15 protein-coding genes are annotated in these 16,659 nt (G+C 63.6%); 10 read left to right on the forward strand and 5 right to left on the reverse strand.

What is annotated here, in order from left to right:
• Nucleotides 1–58: 58 nt before the first annotated feature.
• The 5 genes from HDC29_RS09975 to HDC29_RS09995 all read right to left on the reverse strand — a co-directional run bounded on the left by HDC29_RS09975 (nucleotide 59) and on the right by HDC29_RS09995 (nucleotide 6,313).
• A complete protein-coding gene (locus HDC29_RS09975; RefSeq protein WP_179496735.1) occupies nucleotides 59–2,245 on the reverse strand; it encodes a GumC family protein in 2,187 nt (728 codons plus the stop codon).
• Nucleotides 2,246–2,264: 19 nt separating this feature from the next.
• Entirely contained in the window at nucleotides 2,265–2,900 is a 636-nt protein-coding gene (locus HDC29_RS09980) for a polysaccharide biosynthesis/export family protein (RefSeq protein ID WP_373562779.1), read from the reverse strand.
• Nucleotides 2,901–3,070: 170 nt separating this feature from the next.
• Nucleotides 3,071–4,432, reverse strand: a complete 1,362-nt coding sequence (locus HDC29_RS09985) for an O-antigen ligase (RefSeq protein WP_179496739.1) — start codon at nucleotides 4,430–4,432, stop codon at nucleotides 3,071–3,073.
• A gap of 224 nt (nucleotides 4,433–4,656) precedes the next feature.
• Entirely contained in the window at nucleotides 4,657–5,262 is a 606-nt protein-coding gene (locus HDC29_RS09990; protein ID WP_179496741.1) for an FkbM family methyltransferase, read from the reverse strand.
• 265 nt (nucleotides 5,263–5,527) lie between these two features.
• The gene (locus HDC29_RS09995) at nucleotides 5,528–6,313 is read right to left on the reverse strand and encodes a metallophosphoesterase family protein (protein ID WP_179496743.1); all 786 of its coding nucleotides are present in this window, start codon (nucleotides 6,311–6,313) and stop codon (nucleotides 5,528–5,530) included.
• A gap of 232 nt (nucleotides 6,314–6,545) precedes the next feature.
• On the opposite strand from HDC29_RS09995, the gene HDC29_RS10000 reads away from it, so the two are divergent.
• The 10 genes from HDC29_RS10000 (at nucleotide 6,546) to HDC29_RS10045 (ending at nucleotide 16,652) form a co-directional block, all read left to right on the forward strand.
• Entirely contained in the window at nucleotides 6,546–7,352 is an 807-nt protein-coding gene (locus HDC29_RS10000; protein WP_179496745.1) for a class I mannose-6-phosphate isomerase, read from the forward strand.
• Nucleotides 7,353–7,407: 55 nt separating this feature from the next.
• Nucleotides 7,408–7,974, forward strand: coding sequence for an ATP-dependent protease subunit HslV (gene hslV, locus HDC29_RS10005; protein WP_179496747.1), 567 nt, complete (start codon nucleotides 7,408–7,410; stop codon nucleotides 7,972–7,974).
• A 17-nt stretch (nucleotides 7,975–7,991) separates the two neighbouring features.
• On the forward strand, nucleotides 7,992–9,077 hold the full coding sequence (locus tag HDC29_RS10010; protein ID WP_373562780.1) for an FAD-dependent oxidoreductase: 1,086 nt from the start codon (nucleotides 7,992–7,994) through the stop codon (nucleotides 9,075–9,077).
• A 61-nt stretch (nucleotides 9,078–9,138) separates the two neighbouring features.
• Nucleotides 9,139–10,440 (forward strand): ATP-dependent protease ATPase subunit HslU, encoded by a 1,302-nt coding sequence (gene hslU, locus HDC29_RS10015; protein WP_179496749.1) that lies wholly within the window; start codon nucleotides 9,139–9,141, stop codon nucleotides 10,438–10,440.
• Between the two features lie 320 nt (nucleotides 10,441–10,760).
• On the forward strand, nucleotides 10,761–11,606 hold the full coding sequence (locus HDC29_RS10020; RefSeq protein WP_179496751.1) for a helix-turn-helix domain-containing protein: 846 nt from the start codon (nucleotides 10,761–10,763) through the stop codon (nucleotides 11,604–11,606).
• Nucleotides 11,607–11,746: 140 nt separating this feature from the next.
• Entirely contained in the window at nucleotides 11,747–12,691 is a 945-nt protein-coding gene (locus tag HDC29_RS10025) for a hypothetical protein (protein WP_179497438.1), read from the forward strand.
• Nucleotides 12,645–13,649, forward strand: coding sequence for a tRNA lysidine(34) synthetase TilS (gene tilS, locus HDC29_RS10030; RefSeq protein ID WP_179496759.1), 1,005 nt, complete (start codon nucleotides 12,645–12,647; stop codon nucleotides 13,647–13,649). The genes HDC29_RS10025 and tilS overlap by 47 nt, the downstream gene beginning before the upstream one ends.
• A gap of 84 nt (nucleotides 13,650–13,733) precedes the next feature.
• Nucleotides 13,734–15,677, forward strand: a complete 1,944-nt coding sequence (gene ftsH / locus HDC29_RS10035; protein WP_179496761.1) for an ATP-dependent zinc metalloprotease FtsH — start codon at nucleotides 13,734–13,736, stop codon at nucleotides 15,675–15,677.
• A 61-nt stretch (nucleotides 15,678–15,738) separates the two neighbouring features.
• Nucleotides 15,739–16,128 carry a hypothetical protein gene (locus tag HDC29_RS10040; protein WP_179496763.1) on the forward strand — a complete coding sequence of 130 codons (390 nt, stop codon included), beginning with the start codon at nucleotides 15,739–15,741 and terminating at the stop codon, nucleotides 16,126–16,128.
• 38 nt (nucleotides 16,129–16,166) lie between these two features.
• Entirely contained in the window at nucleotides 16,167–16,652 is a 486-nt protein-coding gene (locus HDC29_RS10045; protein WP_179496765.1) for a hypothetical protein, read from the forward strand.
• Nucleotides 16,653–16,659: the final 7 nt, after the last annotated feature.

The raw sequence follows: 16,659 nt of genomic DNA on the forward strand, positions 1-16,659 counted from the left end.
TATCGAGAAACGACGAAAATTCACTCTCAACCTCTATCCCGGCGATGCGCGTAGCGCATCAATCCTTATTCTGTTCGCCGCCGTAGCTGTAGCCATAACCATAGCCGTAGCCATAACCGTAAACCTGGTTCTTGGCGCCGACCTTTGTCACGATGGCTCCGAACAGCTTTGCGCCGGACATGCGAAGACGGTTGAGCGCCGTCGAGATGACGCGGCTCTTGGTCGAATTCGCCTCGATCGTAAACAGAACACCCTCTACGCGGCGCGCGATCAGCGGCGCATCGGCGAGACCGAGCAACGGAGCCGAGTCCACAATGATATGATCGTAACGCGTCATCAGCGTTTCGATCAGAAGCGCGAACCGGTCGCTGCCCAAGAGTTCCGCGGCGTTGGGCGGCGTAGCGCCGGCGGTAACCACGTCGAACCCGAATTTGGGCAAGGGCGCGATCATGTCGGCAAGTGCGTCATCGCCCGCAAGATAGTGGCTCAGGCCGCGCTTGTTCGGAATGTCCAGATAACGATTGATCGACGGATTCCGCACGTCGGCATCGACCAGGACCACGGACTTCCCATTCCCAGCCAGAACCGTCGCGAGGCAGAGCGAAGAATTGCTCTTTCCTTCCTGCGGCCGCGACGATGTCACCATGATCGACCGCGGCGCGCCGTGCGCCGTCAGGAAGCTCAAATTCGTCATCAACGAGAAATAGGCCTCGTAGATCGCCGACTTCTTGTCGATGACCGCATCGGCGACCGCCTGGTCGTGAATCTCGGGAATCGCGCCCAGCAACGGCAGGCCGAACTGGCTCGTCACATCCTGCGGATTGCGGACCGAGCTATCGAGCTTCTCGATCAGGAACACCAGCCCCGCGGCGAGTGCCAAGCCCAAGATCAGCGCGATCGCCAGGTTCAGGATCAGATTGGGGCTCGACGGCCGGTCCGCCGCCTTCGCGCGATCGACGATCGAAATATTGTTGGTCCCCACGCCGGCGACGCCGATTTCCTTGTAGCGTTGAAGCAGGCCTTCGTAGAGCTGGCGATTGGAATCGACCTCTCGCTGCAGGATGGTCATCTGGATGGATTCGCGCTGCTGCACGTTATAAAGCCCCGTCAGTTCATCGAGCTGCGACTGCAATTGGCGCTCGCGCTTGACGGCGGCATTATAGGCTTCGCGGTTGCCCTGCGATGACCGGCCGGTTTCGGTCTTGATGCTCTGGTCCAGATTGGCAAGTTGTGCCTTCAGGGCGACGACCGCCGGATAATCTTCTTCGAAGCGCGTTCGCATCTCGGCGAGTTCGGCTTCGACTGACGCGCGCTTTTCGCGCAAGCTGCTGATCGTCGGCGCATTGACTTGCGCGCTCCCGGTCATAGTGTTTGCAAGCTCGGATTCCGCAATAATCCGGGCTTCCCTCGCCTTTGACAGCGCGTCGCTGACCGCGGCGATATTTGTCCCGACCAGCGTCTGAGTCCGCGTCCGGCCCTCCGTATCGGTTTCGGAAGACAGCGTGACGATCCCCTTGTCGGTCGCATAGCTGATCAACGCCCGTTCCGAAGTTTCCAGATTCTGGCGCAAGGTCGTGAGACGCGCTTCCAGATATTCGCGCGCGTCCGACGTGGCCGCAAATCGGCGATCGATGGTCGAATCCACGAACTGGCTCACCCAAAGATCCGCCAGTTTGGCCGACAACTGCGGCGACGGTGTCGAAAAGCTGATATCGACAAGGCTCGACGTCCGAACCGGCGAAACGCTGACCCTGTCCAGCAGAAGGTCGATCACGCTGGCCGCCTGCTCACGGCGATCGGCGCTCGTCATGTTCGGATCCGGACTTTCCAGCTTGAAAGCTGCAATAAAGTCCTTGTCGGCGGTCAGATTGCCCGCCCGCAGCACGCGCTCGGCGAGCGATCGCGAGCGAAGAAGTGAATATTGGGTGTTATAGAATGCGAGCTCGTTGATCAGGGCACGATCGCGCTGACCTTCGACCGAAGTGGCGACGGGGGCATCGGGAAGGATCTCGATCCTTGATGTCGACGTATATTGTGGCGTCGCCAGGAAAGTAAACACCAGCCCCAGCAGCAGGGCGCCAGCGATCGAACCAATTACCCAATTCCGGTGATTGATGATCGCTGTGAATATCTGTTCAAGCGCCGGCAAGCCCGACGCGCCCGCGGCCTCCCCGCCGTCGCCATAGCCATAAGGCGACGGATCGGCGGCCAACGGAACCCCATTGCTGTTAACCATTTCGTTCATCCTGCGATCCATCCCCGCCTTAAAATTCTCTGGCCAGAAGGACCAACGGCGACAGGAATGCCGGCGCGGCGCGCAATATTTCCTTATACTCGCGGCGCTGGGGCGAATCGCCGACAATCACGACATCGTTCGGGAATATCTCCGGATCGGCATAATTGCCGCGGCGTATACCCTCGAGATTGTAGATGCCGACAAATTGCTTGTTGCCGATGTTGCGGAACACCACGACATCTTCGAGCTTCGCAAACTCGTTCAACCCACCGGCGAGTGCGACGGCGCGCATCAGCGTCATACGGCCGACGACCGGATAGGAACCGGACTTGTTGACCTGCCCGTCGACGGTCACCGACATCGATTGCAGCGCCAGCGGGTTGCTCGTCGATTTGAAGTTGACCGAAACCTGCGGGTCGCGAACATAACGATGCATCAGCTTTTCGCGAATTTCGCCGGCTACGACGTCGGGCGTCTTGCCTGCCGCGGCGATCATGCCTGCCAAGGGGAAGGAGAAATTGCCGTCCCCATCGGTCATGATATCACGCTGCATTTCCTCGACGCCAAACACCTCGACGCGGAGTTCGGTGAATGGCCCGATAAAGGACGAGCGGGTCGAACGGACCACGTCGCTGGCTTCCGGCATCGGCAGCGATGGCAGCACCGTGATGGGCGTTCCTGCCCGGCTGCCGACGGGCGCCGGGTCCTTTGCGCATCCGGTTAAGGCGGCTGCGATGAGTGCAACGGAAAGGTAGCGATGATTCATAGGAAATATATCAGGTCCAAGATGTGGGCTGGGCAAAGGCTATAGAGGCTGTCGAATTGCCTGCAAGCCTAATCCCGAGAACGCGCGGTCCGTGGGCAACAAAGCAACAGGACGGCCATAATGCCCAATATTTGCAGCGACGGCACCCGCAACGGATAGTCAACAGCGCTTGCGGCAACCAGCAGCAGAATTACGCCCAGCAATGCCAGACGATTATCGCCGCGATGCCCCTTCACCAGATTGCGGAGCCCGTGCGCGACGGCCCGGCGGGCGATCCAGGCCGCCGCAACCAGTGCGATGAGGACGAAGGGCAAACCGCCCGTAATCACCATTTCCGCCAAATCATTGTGCGCGTGGTTGAAATAGCTCGGCAAAAGGAGCGAATCGGGTTCGAACATCTTGTATGCGTCGGGAAAGGAGCCGAAACCGCTGCCGGTCGTCCAGAAAAGGGCCATCATTTGCTGCACGGCCGGCCACGCCAGAACGCGCAAATCCTCGGCGACGCTCTGCTCGGCGAGGCGACTGATCGACGTGCTGCGGTCGGCGAGGCTGATGATCGTCACCGAAAGCACGCCCAGCAGAACCGGCGGCGCCCAAGCCCAGACGAGCGCCATGCGCGAAACGGATACGCGTCGCGGATCGCCGTGTCGTCCGACGGGACGCGTGCGCCAGGCCGGCACGACCATCGCATAGCCCAGGACAAAGGCGACGAAGCCGGCCACCAGTCCTGCGCGCGATCCGATCATGACGGTCATCGCCGTGGACAATAAGGCGGCCAGCGCGAGGAGGAGCTGGGCCGACCGCCGTTGCCGCTTGCGCATGAGTTCGTCCCGCAGCAACGCCGCGGCTATGAGCACCGCACAAGCCTGCATGACGGCATGGTGATTGCGGTTCGCGAACAGGCCGACCATCGCGTTGGAATTGGTGATGCGATAAAGATAGGCCGCATTCCCCGTCCCCAGCAGTACCTGCATGAATCCGAGCATGGCACTCACGGCTGCAATTGCGACGAATGCCGCCAGCAGCCTGGGATAGTCTTCGGCATCCAGTCGCGCGATCAGGCAAGCCGCGGCAAGCGGCACGGTCATCCCGAGCAGGCTGTTCCAGGTATCCGACGGCGTCAGGCTGATCGGCCGCCACAAATCGGCTTGTCCAAGCAACCTGTCGATCGCAACGATCGTCTCGCGACCGGGCAGGCCATGCCAGATATCCGGCGGCAGCGGCACGAGTTGCAACGCGATCCAAACGGTCAATGCCAGAAGCAACACCAGCGGCACGCGAACTCGCCGCCAATCGGCGCTTTGCATCCCCGCAATCGCCCAACACATGAACATCACCGATGCGGCGCGCAGCAATGGCAGGGAAGCAATATCGCTGCGCGATCCGCCGCCAAGCAGGAAAACCAGCACGACAAACAGGATGACGATCAAACCCGGCGTCGCCAGATTCTGCCCGCTCTGCCTCGATCGGTGCGCTCTGGGTTTGCTAGCCCTAGGATTTCGTATTTCTTGCATATGGCCCGGTGCGAGGTTGTGAAAGAGCGGAGCGCTTAAACTTTCCGTCGATAGGAGGCAAGCGACGGGGCTGAAACTATGGCGAACCGGGCAGGACGCCCGACCACAAGCTTTTGCCGATCCCGATTTAGCGGTGGCGCTCAGCTGCGCTCGAAAACGGCGTCGAAAATCGTGGAGCCATCCGACCGTTGCCGCTCGCTCCATCCTTCCTTGTTCAGGAAGGCGACGATCTCCGATCCATGGTGCTCTCCGCGGATGTTCGAACTGATCTCGATGATGATCACGTCGATTTTCTGAAGGAATCCGAGATTCTTGAGCACACCGAGTACGATCGTCTCGGCGCCTTCGACGTCTATCTTGGCGATGATGCGCGATCCGCGGCTCGAATCGAAGGCCCGGGCCATATCGTCGGAAGAAACCGAGGGGACGGTGATGCGGGTGCCTGTCCCGAACATGCTCGCGGCGCCGGAATGCTGGTCGGGAACGGAGAGTTCGACCGACGGCGTTTCCGCGATCGCGGCGTTGAAAGCCGTGACCAGGTCGCGACGCCCGTTGGCCTCGATATTCCGCGCGAGATAGGCGAAAGTCGCAGGATTCGGCTCAAAGGCGAAAACGCGCTCGCAATTCGGATTTGCGGACGCGCAGAGCGCGTACAAGCCCTGATTCGAGCCGATATCGAGGAAGGTGAACGGCTGGTCCTGCGATGCGATAACGTCGCTGATGAAGCACCCGTAGGCACCCACCATGCAGGCTCTATAGGTCGAATCGGTGGGGTTCCATGCCATCCGCGGTCCGTAATAGGACCGCCCGAACTCGCACGGCAGGGATCTCATCGCCTTCAGCCCACGCTGCTTGCCCCGAAATCGCGGCAAGCTTCGGCAATAGAATGTCACGATATTGTCTAGCATTGCGACGGGCTACGTGGCCCGGGCCGAAAGATCAATCGGGAACGGAACGCGGTCGAAGCCCTCTTCAGCGGCCGGGATGCGAAACGGCATCGGCCACCGCCGTTCAGGCGGCATTTTCCATCTGTTCCCCGCGCGCGAAAAGAAACCATCGTTTCCGGCCCTGCAGGCCGAGCGCCGCGAGCGTACCGCTACGAAAGGCCCCCACGTCGATGCCGATGCGATTCGCCTGTTCGTCGGGCTGCAACGTGATACTGTGCCCATGAACTATCATTTTGCCGTGATCGCCCAGATCGTCGAGGAAATCGTCGCGGATCCACCTGAGGTCGGACAGCGACTGTTTTTCGAGAGGGACGCCTGGGCGAATTCCCGCATGCACGAAAGCATAATCGCCAATCTCGATGACATCCTCTCCCTGCCCCAGGAAGTGGACATGGTCCGGCGGAACGAGTTTCGGCAGGCGCTCCGCCACCTCCTCGAAAGATGCTTCGGCGAAACCTGAATCATCCTTCCAATAGCTACGGACCGTCGCTTCCCCACCGATCCGCATGAAATAGCGCAGCCGCCGGACGTCACCGGTCAGCGCGGCGAGAAAGCATTCTTCGTGATTCCCGATGATCAGGCGCGTATCGGGAAATTCGTCGCCGAGCCGCATGGCGCGATCGACGACTTCGGCTGACTGAGGGCCGCGATCAACCAGATCGCCCAGCAATATGAGGGTCACATCGGCAGGGTCCCGAGCGGCATTGTCCGTGCGAATATGATCTACGATCTGACCGAACAGATCGTCGCGGCCGTGAATGTCGCCGATTGCGTAAACGCGCTGGCCTTCGGGGATGGAAAAGCCGCCGAGCGCCGGTTGGGCTGGCCGGCTTTTGCGCTTCCAAAACATGACAAGTGGGACCGATCTACCTAAATTTAATCAACATCGATGCGGAAAAACTGGGCTTTCCAGCGAAAGCTCGCCCTTACCCCCCCATAAGGAACGTGGCAATATACGCCGGGCAAGTCGAAGCGTTGCATTGCTCGTGCGCTGCTGCTGGCAATGGTGTGGCTATGTAGCCAAGAGAGTCGCACCTGGCGCTTCTCTTGACCCCGGTGCGGCGACGTCACAAGGCAGGGACATGTTCGTTCGACTGCAAACATCCGTCGTCGAAAAGCCATGGGGCCGCACCGACATTCCGACCGATTTCGGCGATTTCAGCGGGCGTCGCATCGGCGAAATCTGGTTCGCCCATCCCGACGGCGACGACGCGCCGATCATGGTCAAGTTCCTCTTCACCTCGGAGCGGCTCTCGATTCAGGTCCATCCCGACGACGAAGCCGCGCGTGCCGCCGGCTATCCGCGCGGCAAGGAGGAATGCTGGCTGATCCTCGATGCGAAGCCGGGCGCCGAACTCGGGGTCGGCCTGAACCGCGAGATCAGCCGCGAGGAACTCCACGACGCCGCGCTCGACGGCGGCATTGTCGATATGGTCGACTGGCGCCAGTCGCAGACCGACGATTTCGTCTATAACCGCGCCGGCACGATCCACGCCATCGGCGGCGGACTGACCGTCGTCGAGGTGCAGCAGAATGTCGACTGCACCTATCGCCTCTACGACTATGGCCGCCCGCGCGAACTGCACCTCGACGAAGGGCTGAAGGTCGCAAGGCCCGGCCCGGTCCACGACCCGCGCGACACAGTTGTCGATCCGCATGCGAACCGCATGCTCGTCAGCGGCCCGCACTTCTTTCTCGCGCATCTCGCCGCGCCGGTTGATTCCGCCCTGCTCGCACAGGCACAGGGCGAGCTGACCTTCGTACCGCTGGCGGCGGGCTGCCGTGTCGCCGGCGAACGCGTCGCGCTTGGCGAAGCCGTGCTGCTCACAGACCCGTCGGCGATCGAGATCGACGAGGGGGCCCGCGCGCTCCTGACCTGGCCCGCCTGACCACCAACCAGCCCTCCCCTTGCGGCCCCGGCGCCCATCGCCCATATCCCGCCGCATGACCAATCCTCATGCGCAAAGTGCCGCGCCCTGGCACGGAACCACCATCCTTTCCGCCCGTAGCGAAGACAAGGTCGTCATTATCGGCGACGGCCAGGTGTCGATGGGCCAGACCGTAATGAAACCCAACGCCCGCAAGGTGCGGCGCCTCCACGACGGCAGCGTCATCGGCGGCTTTGCCGGCGCGACTGCCGACGCCTTCACCCTCTTCGAGCGCCTCGAAGCCAAGCTCGAGCGCCACAACGGCCAGTTGCTGCGCGCGGCCGTCGAACTCGCCAAGGACTGGCGCACGGACAAGTATCTGCGCAACCTCGAGGCGATGATGATCGTCGCCGACAAGGAGGTCACGCTCGTCATCACGGGCAACGGCGACGTGCTCGAACCGCTGGGCGGCATTGCGGCGATCGGCTCGGGGGGCAATTTCGCGCTCTCGGCGGCGCGCGCGCTCGCCGATTATGAAAAGGACCCTGCGGTGCTGACGAAGAAGGCGATGGAGGTCGCCGCCGACATCTGCGTCTACACCAATGACCAGTTCACGGCCGAGACCATCGACATCAAGGGCTGATCCTCTATGGTCGCGGGGTGATTCAACCGCTCCCCCGCCGCCATTTCGTCGCCGCCTCCGCCGCCCTCGCCCTCCCCGGCTGCGCGACCACGACCGCGCGAACCCCTGCCACCTGCCTGATGCCGGTGAAGGCGTCACCCGACCGCGTCATCCGCACCGTCGCGGGCCTCCGCCCCTATCGCCCGGGCGGCTTCGTCGTGCGCGCCGACACGCTCGGCACCAAGCGCCTCGTCCACAACTACGGCCACGGCGGGTCGGGCATCACGATGAGCTGGGGCACGTCGAAGCTCGCGATCGAGATGGGCGCCCCCGGGCACAGCGGCCCCGTCGCGGTGATCGGCGCCGGCATCGTCGGCCTGTCCACCGCACGGCTGCTTCAGGAAGCGGGCTTCCCGGTCACCGTTTATGCCAAGGCGCTGCCGCCCGACACCACCTCGAACATCGCAGGCGGACAATTCCACCCCTTCGGCCTGTTCAAGGCCGATGCCGTCACCCCCGAATGGCGGCGACAATTCTCCGCGGCGCTCGATTACAGCTGGCGGCGTTTCCAGATCATGGTCGGCGACGATTATGGCGTTCGCTGGCTCACGACCTATTCCGAAGGCACTCCCGAGGAGCCCAAGCTTCCGACCTTCCCGCCCGCAACGCGCGCGCTTCGCCGGGACGAGCATCCCTTCCCGATCGAGCGGCTCTGGCAATATGACACGATCTATGTCGAAACGGGTCGCTATCTCCGCCAGATGATGCGCGATATCGAGGGCGCGGGCGGCCGCATCGCGGTACGCGGCTTCGCTTCGCCCGCCGAGATCGCGTCGCTGCCCGAAACGCTCGTCTTCAACTGCACCGGGCTCGGCGCGCGCGACCTGTTCGGCGACACCGAATTGATCCCGATCCGCGGCCAGCTCGCCATCCTGATCCCCCAACCCGAAGTCCAATACGCCTTCACCGGCGACGCCGGATATATGTTCCCGCGCCCCGACGGGATCGTCATCGGCGGCAGCTACGAACGCAATATTTGGGAGGCCGAGCCCCAGCCCGAGCGCATCGCGCGCATCGTCGCCGCGCATCAGCGGCTTTTCTCCGGATTCCGCTGTCCCGCTTGACTTGAACCGACCCCTTCCCATCTAGCGGTCACATGAATTTCTTTCTGGAACTCTCCACAAAATGAACAAAGACCTGACCCCGAAGGCGATCGTCGCCGCGCTCGACACGCATATCATCGGCCAGACCGCGGCGAAGCGTGCGGTCGCCGTCGCGCTCCGCAACCGCTGGCGCCGCCAGCAGCTTTCGCCCGACCTGCGCGACGAGGTCAGCCCCAAGAATATCCTGATGATCGGCCCCACCGGCTGCGGCAAGACGGAGATTTCGCGCCGCCTCGCCAAGCTCGCCGACGCGCCTTTCATCAAGGTGGAGGCGACCAAGTTCACCGAGGTCGGCTATGTCGGCCGCGACGTCGAACAGATCGCGCGCGACCTTGTCGAGGAAGCGGTGCGGCTCGAGAAGGATCGCCGCCGCGAAGCCGTGCGCGCCGCCGCCGAGGAGGCCGCGATGGAGCGGCTGCTCGACGCACTCACCGGCAAGGGCGCCAGCGAGGCGACGCGCCAGAGTTTCCGCCAGCGCATCCGTGAGGGTCACCTCGACGAGAGCGAGGTCGAGATCGAGGTTGCCGACACCCCGAGCATGAACTTCGAGCTTCCCGGCCAGCCGGGGCAGATGAGCATGATCAACCTGTCGGACATGCTCGGCAAGGCGATGGGCGGCCCGCCCAAGAAGCGCCGCAAGCTGAAAGTCATCGAGGCCGCGACGCGGCTGATCGAGGAAGAGCAGGACAAGCGGCTCGACCAGGACGATGTCGCGCGCGTCGCGCTCGCCGATGCCGAGGCGAACGGCATCGTCTTCCTCGACGAGATCGACAAGATCGCGGTCAGCGACGTGCGCGGCGGCTCGGTGAGCCGCGAGGGCGTCCAGCGCGACCTGTTGCCGCTGATCGAGGGCACGACGGTCGCGACCAAATATGGTCCGATGAAGACCGACCATATCCTTTTCATCGCGTCGGGCGCATTCCATGTCGCGAAGCCGAGCGACCTGCTCCCCGAACTTCAGGGCCGCCTCCCCATCCGCGTCGAGCTCGGCGCGCTCTCCGAAGAGGATTTTGTCCGTATTCTCAGTGAGACTAAGGCCGGACTTCCCGAACAATATGCAGCGTTGCTCGGCACCGAAGGCGTGACGCTGAACTTCTCCGACGACGCCATCGCACGCGTCGCGAAACTCGCGGCCGAAGTGAATGAAAAGGTAGAGAATATCGGCGCGCGCCGGCTCCAGACGATCATGGAGCGGCTGGTCGAGGAAATCAGCTTCACCGCCGAAGACGCGGGCGGCACGACGCTCGACATCGACGCCGCATATGTCGATAGCCAGCTCGCCGACGTCGTCGGCGACACCGACCTAAGCAAATATGTACTTTAGGGTGCAACGGCCAACCGGCGGTTGCGGCCTCTCTTTTCATCGTCATCCCGGACTTGATCCGGGATCCAGAGTCGCGCCGTCATAAGGGCTCCCGGATCAAGTCCGGAATAACGAAGCCAAATAAACGCCTGATCGCTCACCTCAAAGTCCCCCTCCCTCAAGCCGCCACACACTCGAATCCACCCCCGACCAGCAAACCCAAATCCCGCTTCTTTTCAAACCGTCCATTTACCGAACTTCATTTGACTTTCGCGCGCCGTCAGTGCGATGAACGAGTGACACGGTCGAACCTGGGTCAAACGGCCGGCACGGAGACAGCAATGACGGATGAGGACGTCGCCCCCGAACAGGGCGAGTTGGCGATCACGCGCACCGGCGATCGGCTTCGGCTGGCGCGGGAAGCGGCTGGTCTGTCGCTCGCCGACGTGGCGACGCGCACGCGCATTACCCAGCGTCATCTCGCCGCGATCGAAAAGTCCGATTTTTCGGAACTTCCGGGCCGGACCTATGTCACCGGTTTCGCGCGCGCCTATGCCCGCGCTGTCGACCTGCCCGAGGCCGAAATCGGTGCCGCGGTGCGTCAGGAACTCGAAGACGACGAATATGGCTCGCGGCCGCTTTACGAAGCCTATGAGCCGACCGATCCCGCGCGCCTGCCCACCGCGCGGCTGACCTGGACCCTGGTTATCGTCACGCTGCTCCTCGCGTCGGCCTATGGCGTCTGGCGCTTCCTTTCGGTCGAACCCGACGAGGCATTGATCGCCGCGCAAAACCGTGCCGCGGATGAATCCGAAGCGCCACAAGCCGACACCGCCGCGGCGCCTGAAGCCAAAGCGGGCGCCGCCGCCGTCGCGGCGAACGCGCCGGTCGTGCTGACCGGCCTTTCGGAAGTCTGGATCGGCTTCGACGATGCCACTGGCAAAACCGAGAACTGGCGCACGCTCGATGCGGGCGAAGTGTATCAGGTTCCGCCCGCCTATATCGAGCAGTTCACGCTGCGGACCAGCATCCCTCAGGCGCTGCGGGTCACCGTCGGCGGCCGCGATATCGGATCCATCGGGCCGGCCGACACGCTCGTGAAGGGCGTTTCGCTGAAACCCGCGGACCTTGTCGCGCGCACCGAAGGCGGCGCAGCAATCCCCGCGGGACCGCGCCCCAAGGGCTGACCAACAGGGACAATCGGGACCGAAACCCGGTCATTCGGGCCGGTTCGAGCGGCAGCGCACCGAAATGGGTTTGCGCTGGCGCCGATTGCCGCGTTATGGACGGCGAAATTGGTTAATCAGTGGGAACCTAACGGCAGATGATGATGACGCGTCAGATCACTTTCCTCGGAGCCGCAACGATCGCGCTCGCCGCGGCGATGCCGGCGGCCGCGCAGGACACGAATATCGGCAAACGGGTCGAACGGCTTGAAAAGGAGATGCGGGCGGTCCAGCGTTCGGTCTTCCCCGGCGGCAGCCCGACCTTTTTCGAAGGCGAGATCGCGCCCGACAATACGCCCGGCGAACGCTCGCGCGCCAACGCCCCGGTGATCGACCTGACCGCACGCGTCGACGCGCTCGAGGCCCAGTTGCAGACGCTGACCGGCCAAACCGAGCAGAACGCGTTCCAGCTGCGTGAGCTCGAAAAGGCGTTCACCGCCTACAAGGCCGAAATGGATAAGCGCTTCGCCGATCCGGCGGAAGTCGATCCGGCCGCAACGCCCGCGGGCCTCGCACCCACCGTAAGGCCGCTCACGACCGTATCGACCGCGGCAGCGGCGCCGGCGAAAAAACCGGCTGAAAAGCCGGCGGCGAAGCCCGGCGCTGCCGATGCCGCGCGGCTCGCGCTCGTCAAAAAGGTCGAAGTGCCGTCGACCGGCAACGAAACGCAGGATGCCTATGACTATGGTTTTCGCCTGTGGGGTGCGAAACTTTATCCCGAGGCGCAGGCGCAGCTGAAGAGCGTCGTCGCCAAATGGCCGAAGACCAGCCAGGCGAGCTTTGCGCAGAACCTGCTCGGCCGTGCCTATCTCGACGAGGGCAAGCCGAGCCTCGCCGCGGTCGCCTTCTACAATAATTACAAGGATCGCCCGAGCGGTCCGCGTGCGCCGCACAGCCTGATGTATATGGGTGTCGCGCTCGACAAGCTCGGCCGCAAGGCCGACGCCTGCAAGGCGTTCCGCGAACTCGACGAAGTCTATGGTGACAAGGCGCCACAGGATGTCCGCACCGATGCTGCCGCCGCAAAAGCAAAAGCAGGCTGCTGATCGCGACATCGCCGGCCGGCTCGCCGGCGATGTCGCGGCGCTTCTGGGCCCCGACTGGCACCGGCTCCACTATGGCGTGGCGGTGTCGGGCGGACCCGACAGCATGGCGCTGCTCTGGCTGATGACCAGCCTGCTTCCCGGACAGGTCTGGGCGGCAACGGTCGATCACGGCCTGCGCAAGGGGTCGGACGACGAAGCGCGGATGGTCGCGGGTTTTTGCGACCGCGAGCATATCCCGCACTCAACGCTGCGCCCGCCGACGCCGATCACCGGATCGCAACAGGCGGCGGCGCGCGCCGAACGCTACCGCCTGCTCGAACAATGGCGCGAGGCGAACGCGCTCGACCATATCGTCACCGCGCATCACGCCGACGACCAGCTCGAAACGATCGTAATGCGCCTCAACCGGTCGAGCGGCGTCGGCGGCCTCGCCGCGATCCGCGCGAAAAACGGCCTGATCCTGCGTCCGCTGCTCGACTGGCGGCGGCGCGAACTCGTGCAGGTCGCGCTCGAAAACGACCTGCCCTTCGTCGACGATCCGTCGAACAGCGACGATCGCTTCGATCGCGCGCGGCTGCGCCATGCGCTGCAATCGCAGACCGCGCTCGATCCCGTGGCCTCGGCGCGGTCGGCGGCCTGGCTCGCCGAGGCTGACGAAGCGCTCGACTGGGCGGTCGAACGGCTCATCGCCTCATGGCCCGACGCGTCGGATATCGCGGTGATCCGCGACGAAAGTTATCCGCCCGAAATCTTCCGTCGCATCGTCGCGCAGCGCCTGCGCGCCAACGCGCCCCAGCTCGTCCTGCGCGGCGCTTCGCTCGAAGGCGTGATCGCCGCGATGCACGAGGGTCGCCGCGCGATGGTCGGCGCGCTGCTGATCGACGCCGTGCGCGGGCTCGAAGGGACGATCTGGCGCATTTCCGCGGCACCGCGCCGGAACACGACGAAAAAGGCCTGATTGCCTCATTGTCATTTAACCCGATTATCCTATCTTGATGGGATCAGTTTCGCGATGTTCGCGGGCGACAGGAAAGATTTCCGAATGCAGGACGACAAGGAACCGCAGGGCAACCCCTGGATGAAGAGTGTGATGATCTGGAGCGGCATCCTGCTCGCCATGCTCCTTGTCGCCTCGATGTTCGGCGGTGCTACGCAGCCCGCGGGCAGTCCGCTTGCCTATTCGGAATTCCGTCAGAAGGTGGAGGAAGGCAGCGTCAAGGACGTCGTGCTCTCCGAAGACAAGGTCACCGGCACGCTGTCGAACGGCGACCGCTTCACCGCGAACGTCGTGCGCGATCCCGAACTGTTGAAGATGCTCAACGACAATGGCGTCAAATATGACGGAAAGGCGGCCGAAGTGCCGAATTTCTGGATGTATATGCTCGTCCAGTCGCTGCCCTTCCTGCTGATCCTCGGCATCGCCTTCTTCGTCTTCCGTCAGGTGCAGAAGAACAACGGCTCGGGCGCGATGGGCTTCGGCAAGTCACGCGCCAAGATGCTCACCGAAAAGCAGGGCCGTGTGACCTTCGACGATGTCGCCGGCATCGACGAGGCGCGCGAGGAGCTCGAGGAAATCGTCGAATTCCTGAAAGACCCGACCAAATTCTCGAAGCTCGGCGGCCAGATTCCGAAGGGCGCCTTGCTCGTCGGCTCTCCCGGCACCGGCAAGACCCTGCTGGCGCGCGCTATCGCGGGTGAGGCGGGCGTTCCCTTTTTCACCATTTCGGGCTCGGACTTCGTCGAAATGTTCGTCGGCGTGGGTGCATCGCGCGTCCGCGACATGTTCGAACAGGCGAAGCGCAACGCGCCGTGCATCGTCTTCATCGACGAAATCGACGCGGTCGGCCGCCATCGCGGTGCCGGGCTCGGCAATGGCAATGACGAACGCGAGCAGACACTCAACCAACTGCTCGTCGAGATGGACGGCTTCGAGGCGAACGAAGGCATCATCATCGTCGCGGCGACGAACCGGCCCGACGTGCTGGACCCCGCCCTCCTCCGTCCCGGCCGCTTCGACCGCCAGGTCGTCGTACCGCGCCCCGACATCGAGGGCCGCCAGAAGATCCTCGAGGTCCACACGCGCAAGAAGCCGCTGGCACCCGACGTCGACCTCCGCCGTATCGCACGCGGGACGCCGGGCTTCTCGGGCGCCGATCTGGCTAATCTTTGCAACGAAGCCGCGCTGCTCGCGGCGCGCAAGGGCAAGCGCCTGATCGCGTCGAACGAGTTCGAGGAAGCCAAGGACAAGGTCATGATGGGCGCCGAGCGCCGGTCAATGGTCATGACCGAGGACGAGAAGAAGGCGACCGCCTATCACGAGGCGGGCCACGCGCTCGTCTCGCTCCACGTCGAGCACAACGACCCGCTGCACAAGGTGACGATCATCCCGCGCGGCCGCGCGCTGGGCGTGACGTGGAACCTGCCGGAGCGCGATCGCTATTCGCAGAATATGAAACAGATGAAGGCGCGCCTCGCGCTCTGCTTCGGCGGCCGCATCGCCGAGCAGCTGATCTACGGCAAGGACGAGCTCAATACCGGCGCGTCGAACGACATCCAGCAGGCGACCGACATGGCGCGTTCCATGGTCATGGAATATGGCATGTCCGAAAAGCTGGGCTGGCTGCGCTATCGCGACAATCAGGACGAGGTCTTCCTTGGCCACAGCGTGTCGCGTGCGCAGAATATGTCCGAGGAAACCGCCAAGCTGATCGACGCCGAAGTGCGTCGCCTCGTCGAGGAAGGCGAAAAGGTCGCGCGCAAGGTGCTGACCGACCATATCGACGAATTGCACCTGCTCGCGGGCGCGCTGCTCGAATATGAAACGCTGTCGGGCGAAGAAGCGAAGCGCGCGATCAAGGGCGAGGACATCGGGCGCGAGGACGATGCCGACAAGCGCGGCACGCCCGTTTCGGGTCATGCGGGCGGCATTCCGCAGATCAAGCGCAAGCCGCGGCCGTTCGGCGACGCCAATCCCCAAGGCGCATAGGCTTTCCGGCCTAGCCCTTCGATTCAGGGACTATTCATTGGCGGGGGACAGGTTGCGGCGCATGATCAACGCGAAACATGCGCGCCGCCTCCTGCCCGTCCTGCTTGCCGTTCCGGTGCTGTGCGCCATGAGGCCGGGCGACATGAGCGTGGCGGCTTTCCTCGCGCGCGCGGCCTCGATCGAACGGCTCGGCCCGCTCGCGCTCGCGACGCCGCAGGGCAATGAGCTCAAGGGCGAAGTCGTCGCGGCGGGCAAACGCTACAAGGCGCGGATCGACGCCGAACGCCGCGTCGGCCGCAAGACGACAAGTTGCCCGCCCGAATCGGGCAGCCTCTCCCCCGATCAATGGCTTTCACACCTGCGCAGCTATCCGGTTGCCGTGCGGAGGAAGGTCAGCATCTATTCGGCCTTCGACGCGCTGATGAAGAAACGCTATCCCTGCCCCGCCTGATGCGCCAAAGATCCGGGCAAGGACCAGGGGAGAAAGCGATGACAGGCAAGAGGTGGGGCGTTCTGGCTGCGGCAACGCTTCTGATCGCCGGCGCGCAGCCGGCTCTGGCGCAGAACGCCGGCGCGCTGACGAGCAAAGTAGAACTCGAAAAATCGGTCCCCGGCAGGGACGGCCAAGCCGCGACCAAGACTTACCTTACGCCTGACGTCGTCGTTCCGGGAGACCGGGTGCGCATCTCGCTCGCCTTCACCAATAACGGCTCGAAGCCCGCGTCGGGCGTCGTCATTGCCAATCCGATCCCGAAGGCGCTGCTGTTCGACGGCACGGACGACCCGGCGGGCTTCGGTGTCTCGATCGACGGCGGCAAGCAATTTGCGCCTCTTTCCGAATTATCGGTGCCGATCGACGGCGCGGTGCCCCGCCCCGCCACGGCGGCGGATGTCACGCACGTTCGCTGGAAGTGGACCGACGCGGTCGCGCCTGGCCAGACCCGGACGGTCGCCTTTTTCGGGCGCGTGCGGTAACCCATCG

The organism is Sphingopyxis sp. JAI108, from assembly GCF_013410105.1.
Lineage (GTDB): Bacteria > Pseudomonadota > Alphaproteobacteria > Sphingomonadales > Sphingomonadaceae > Sphingopyxis > Sphingopyxis chilensis.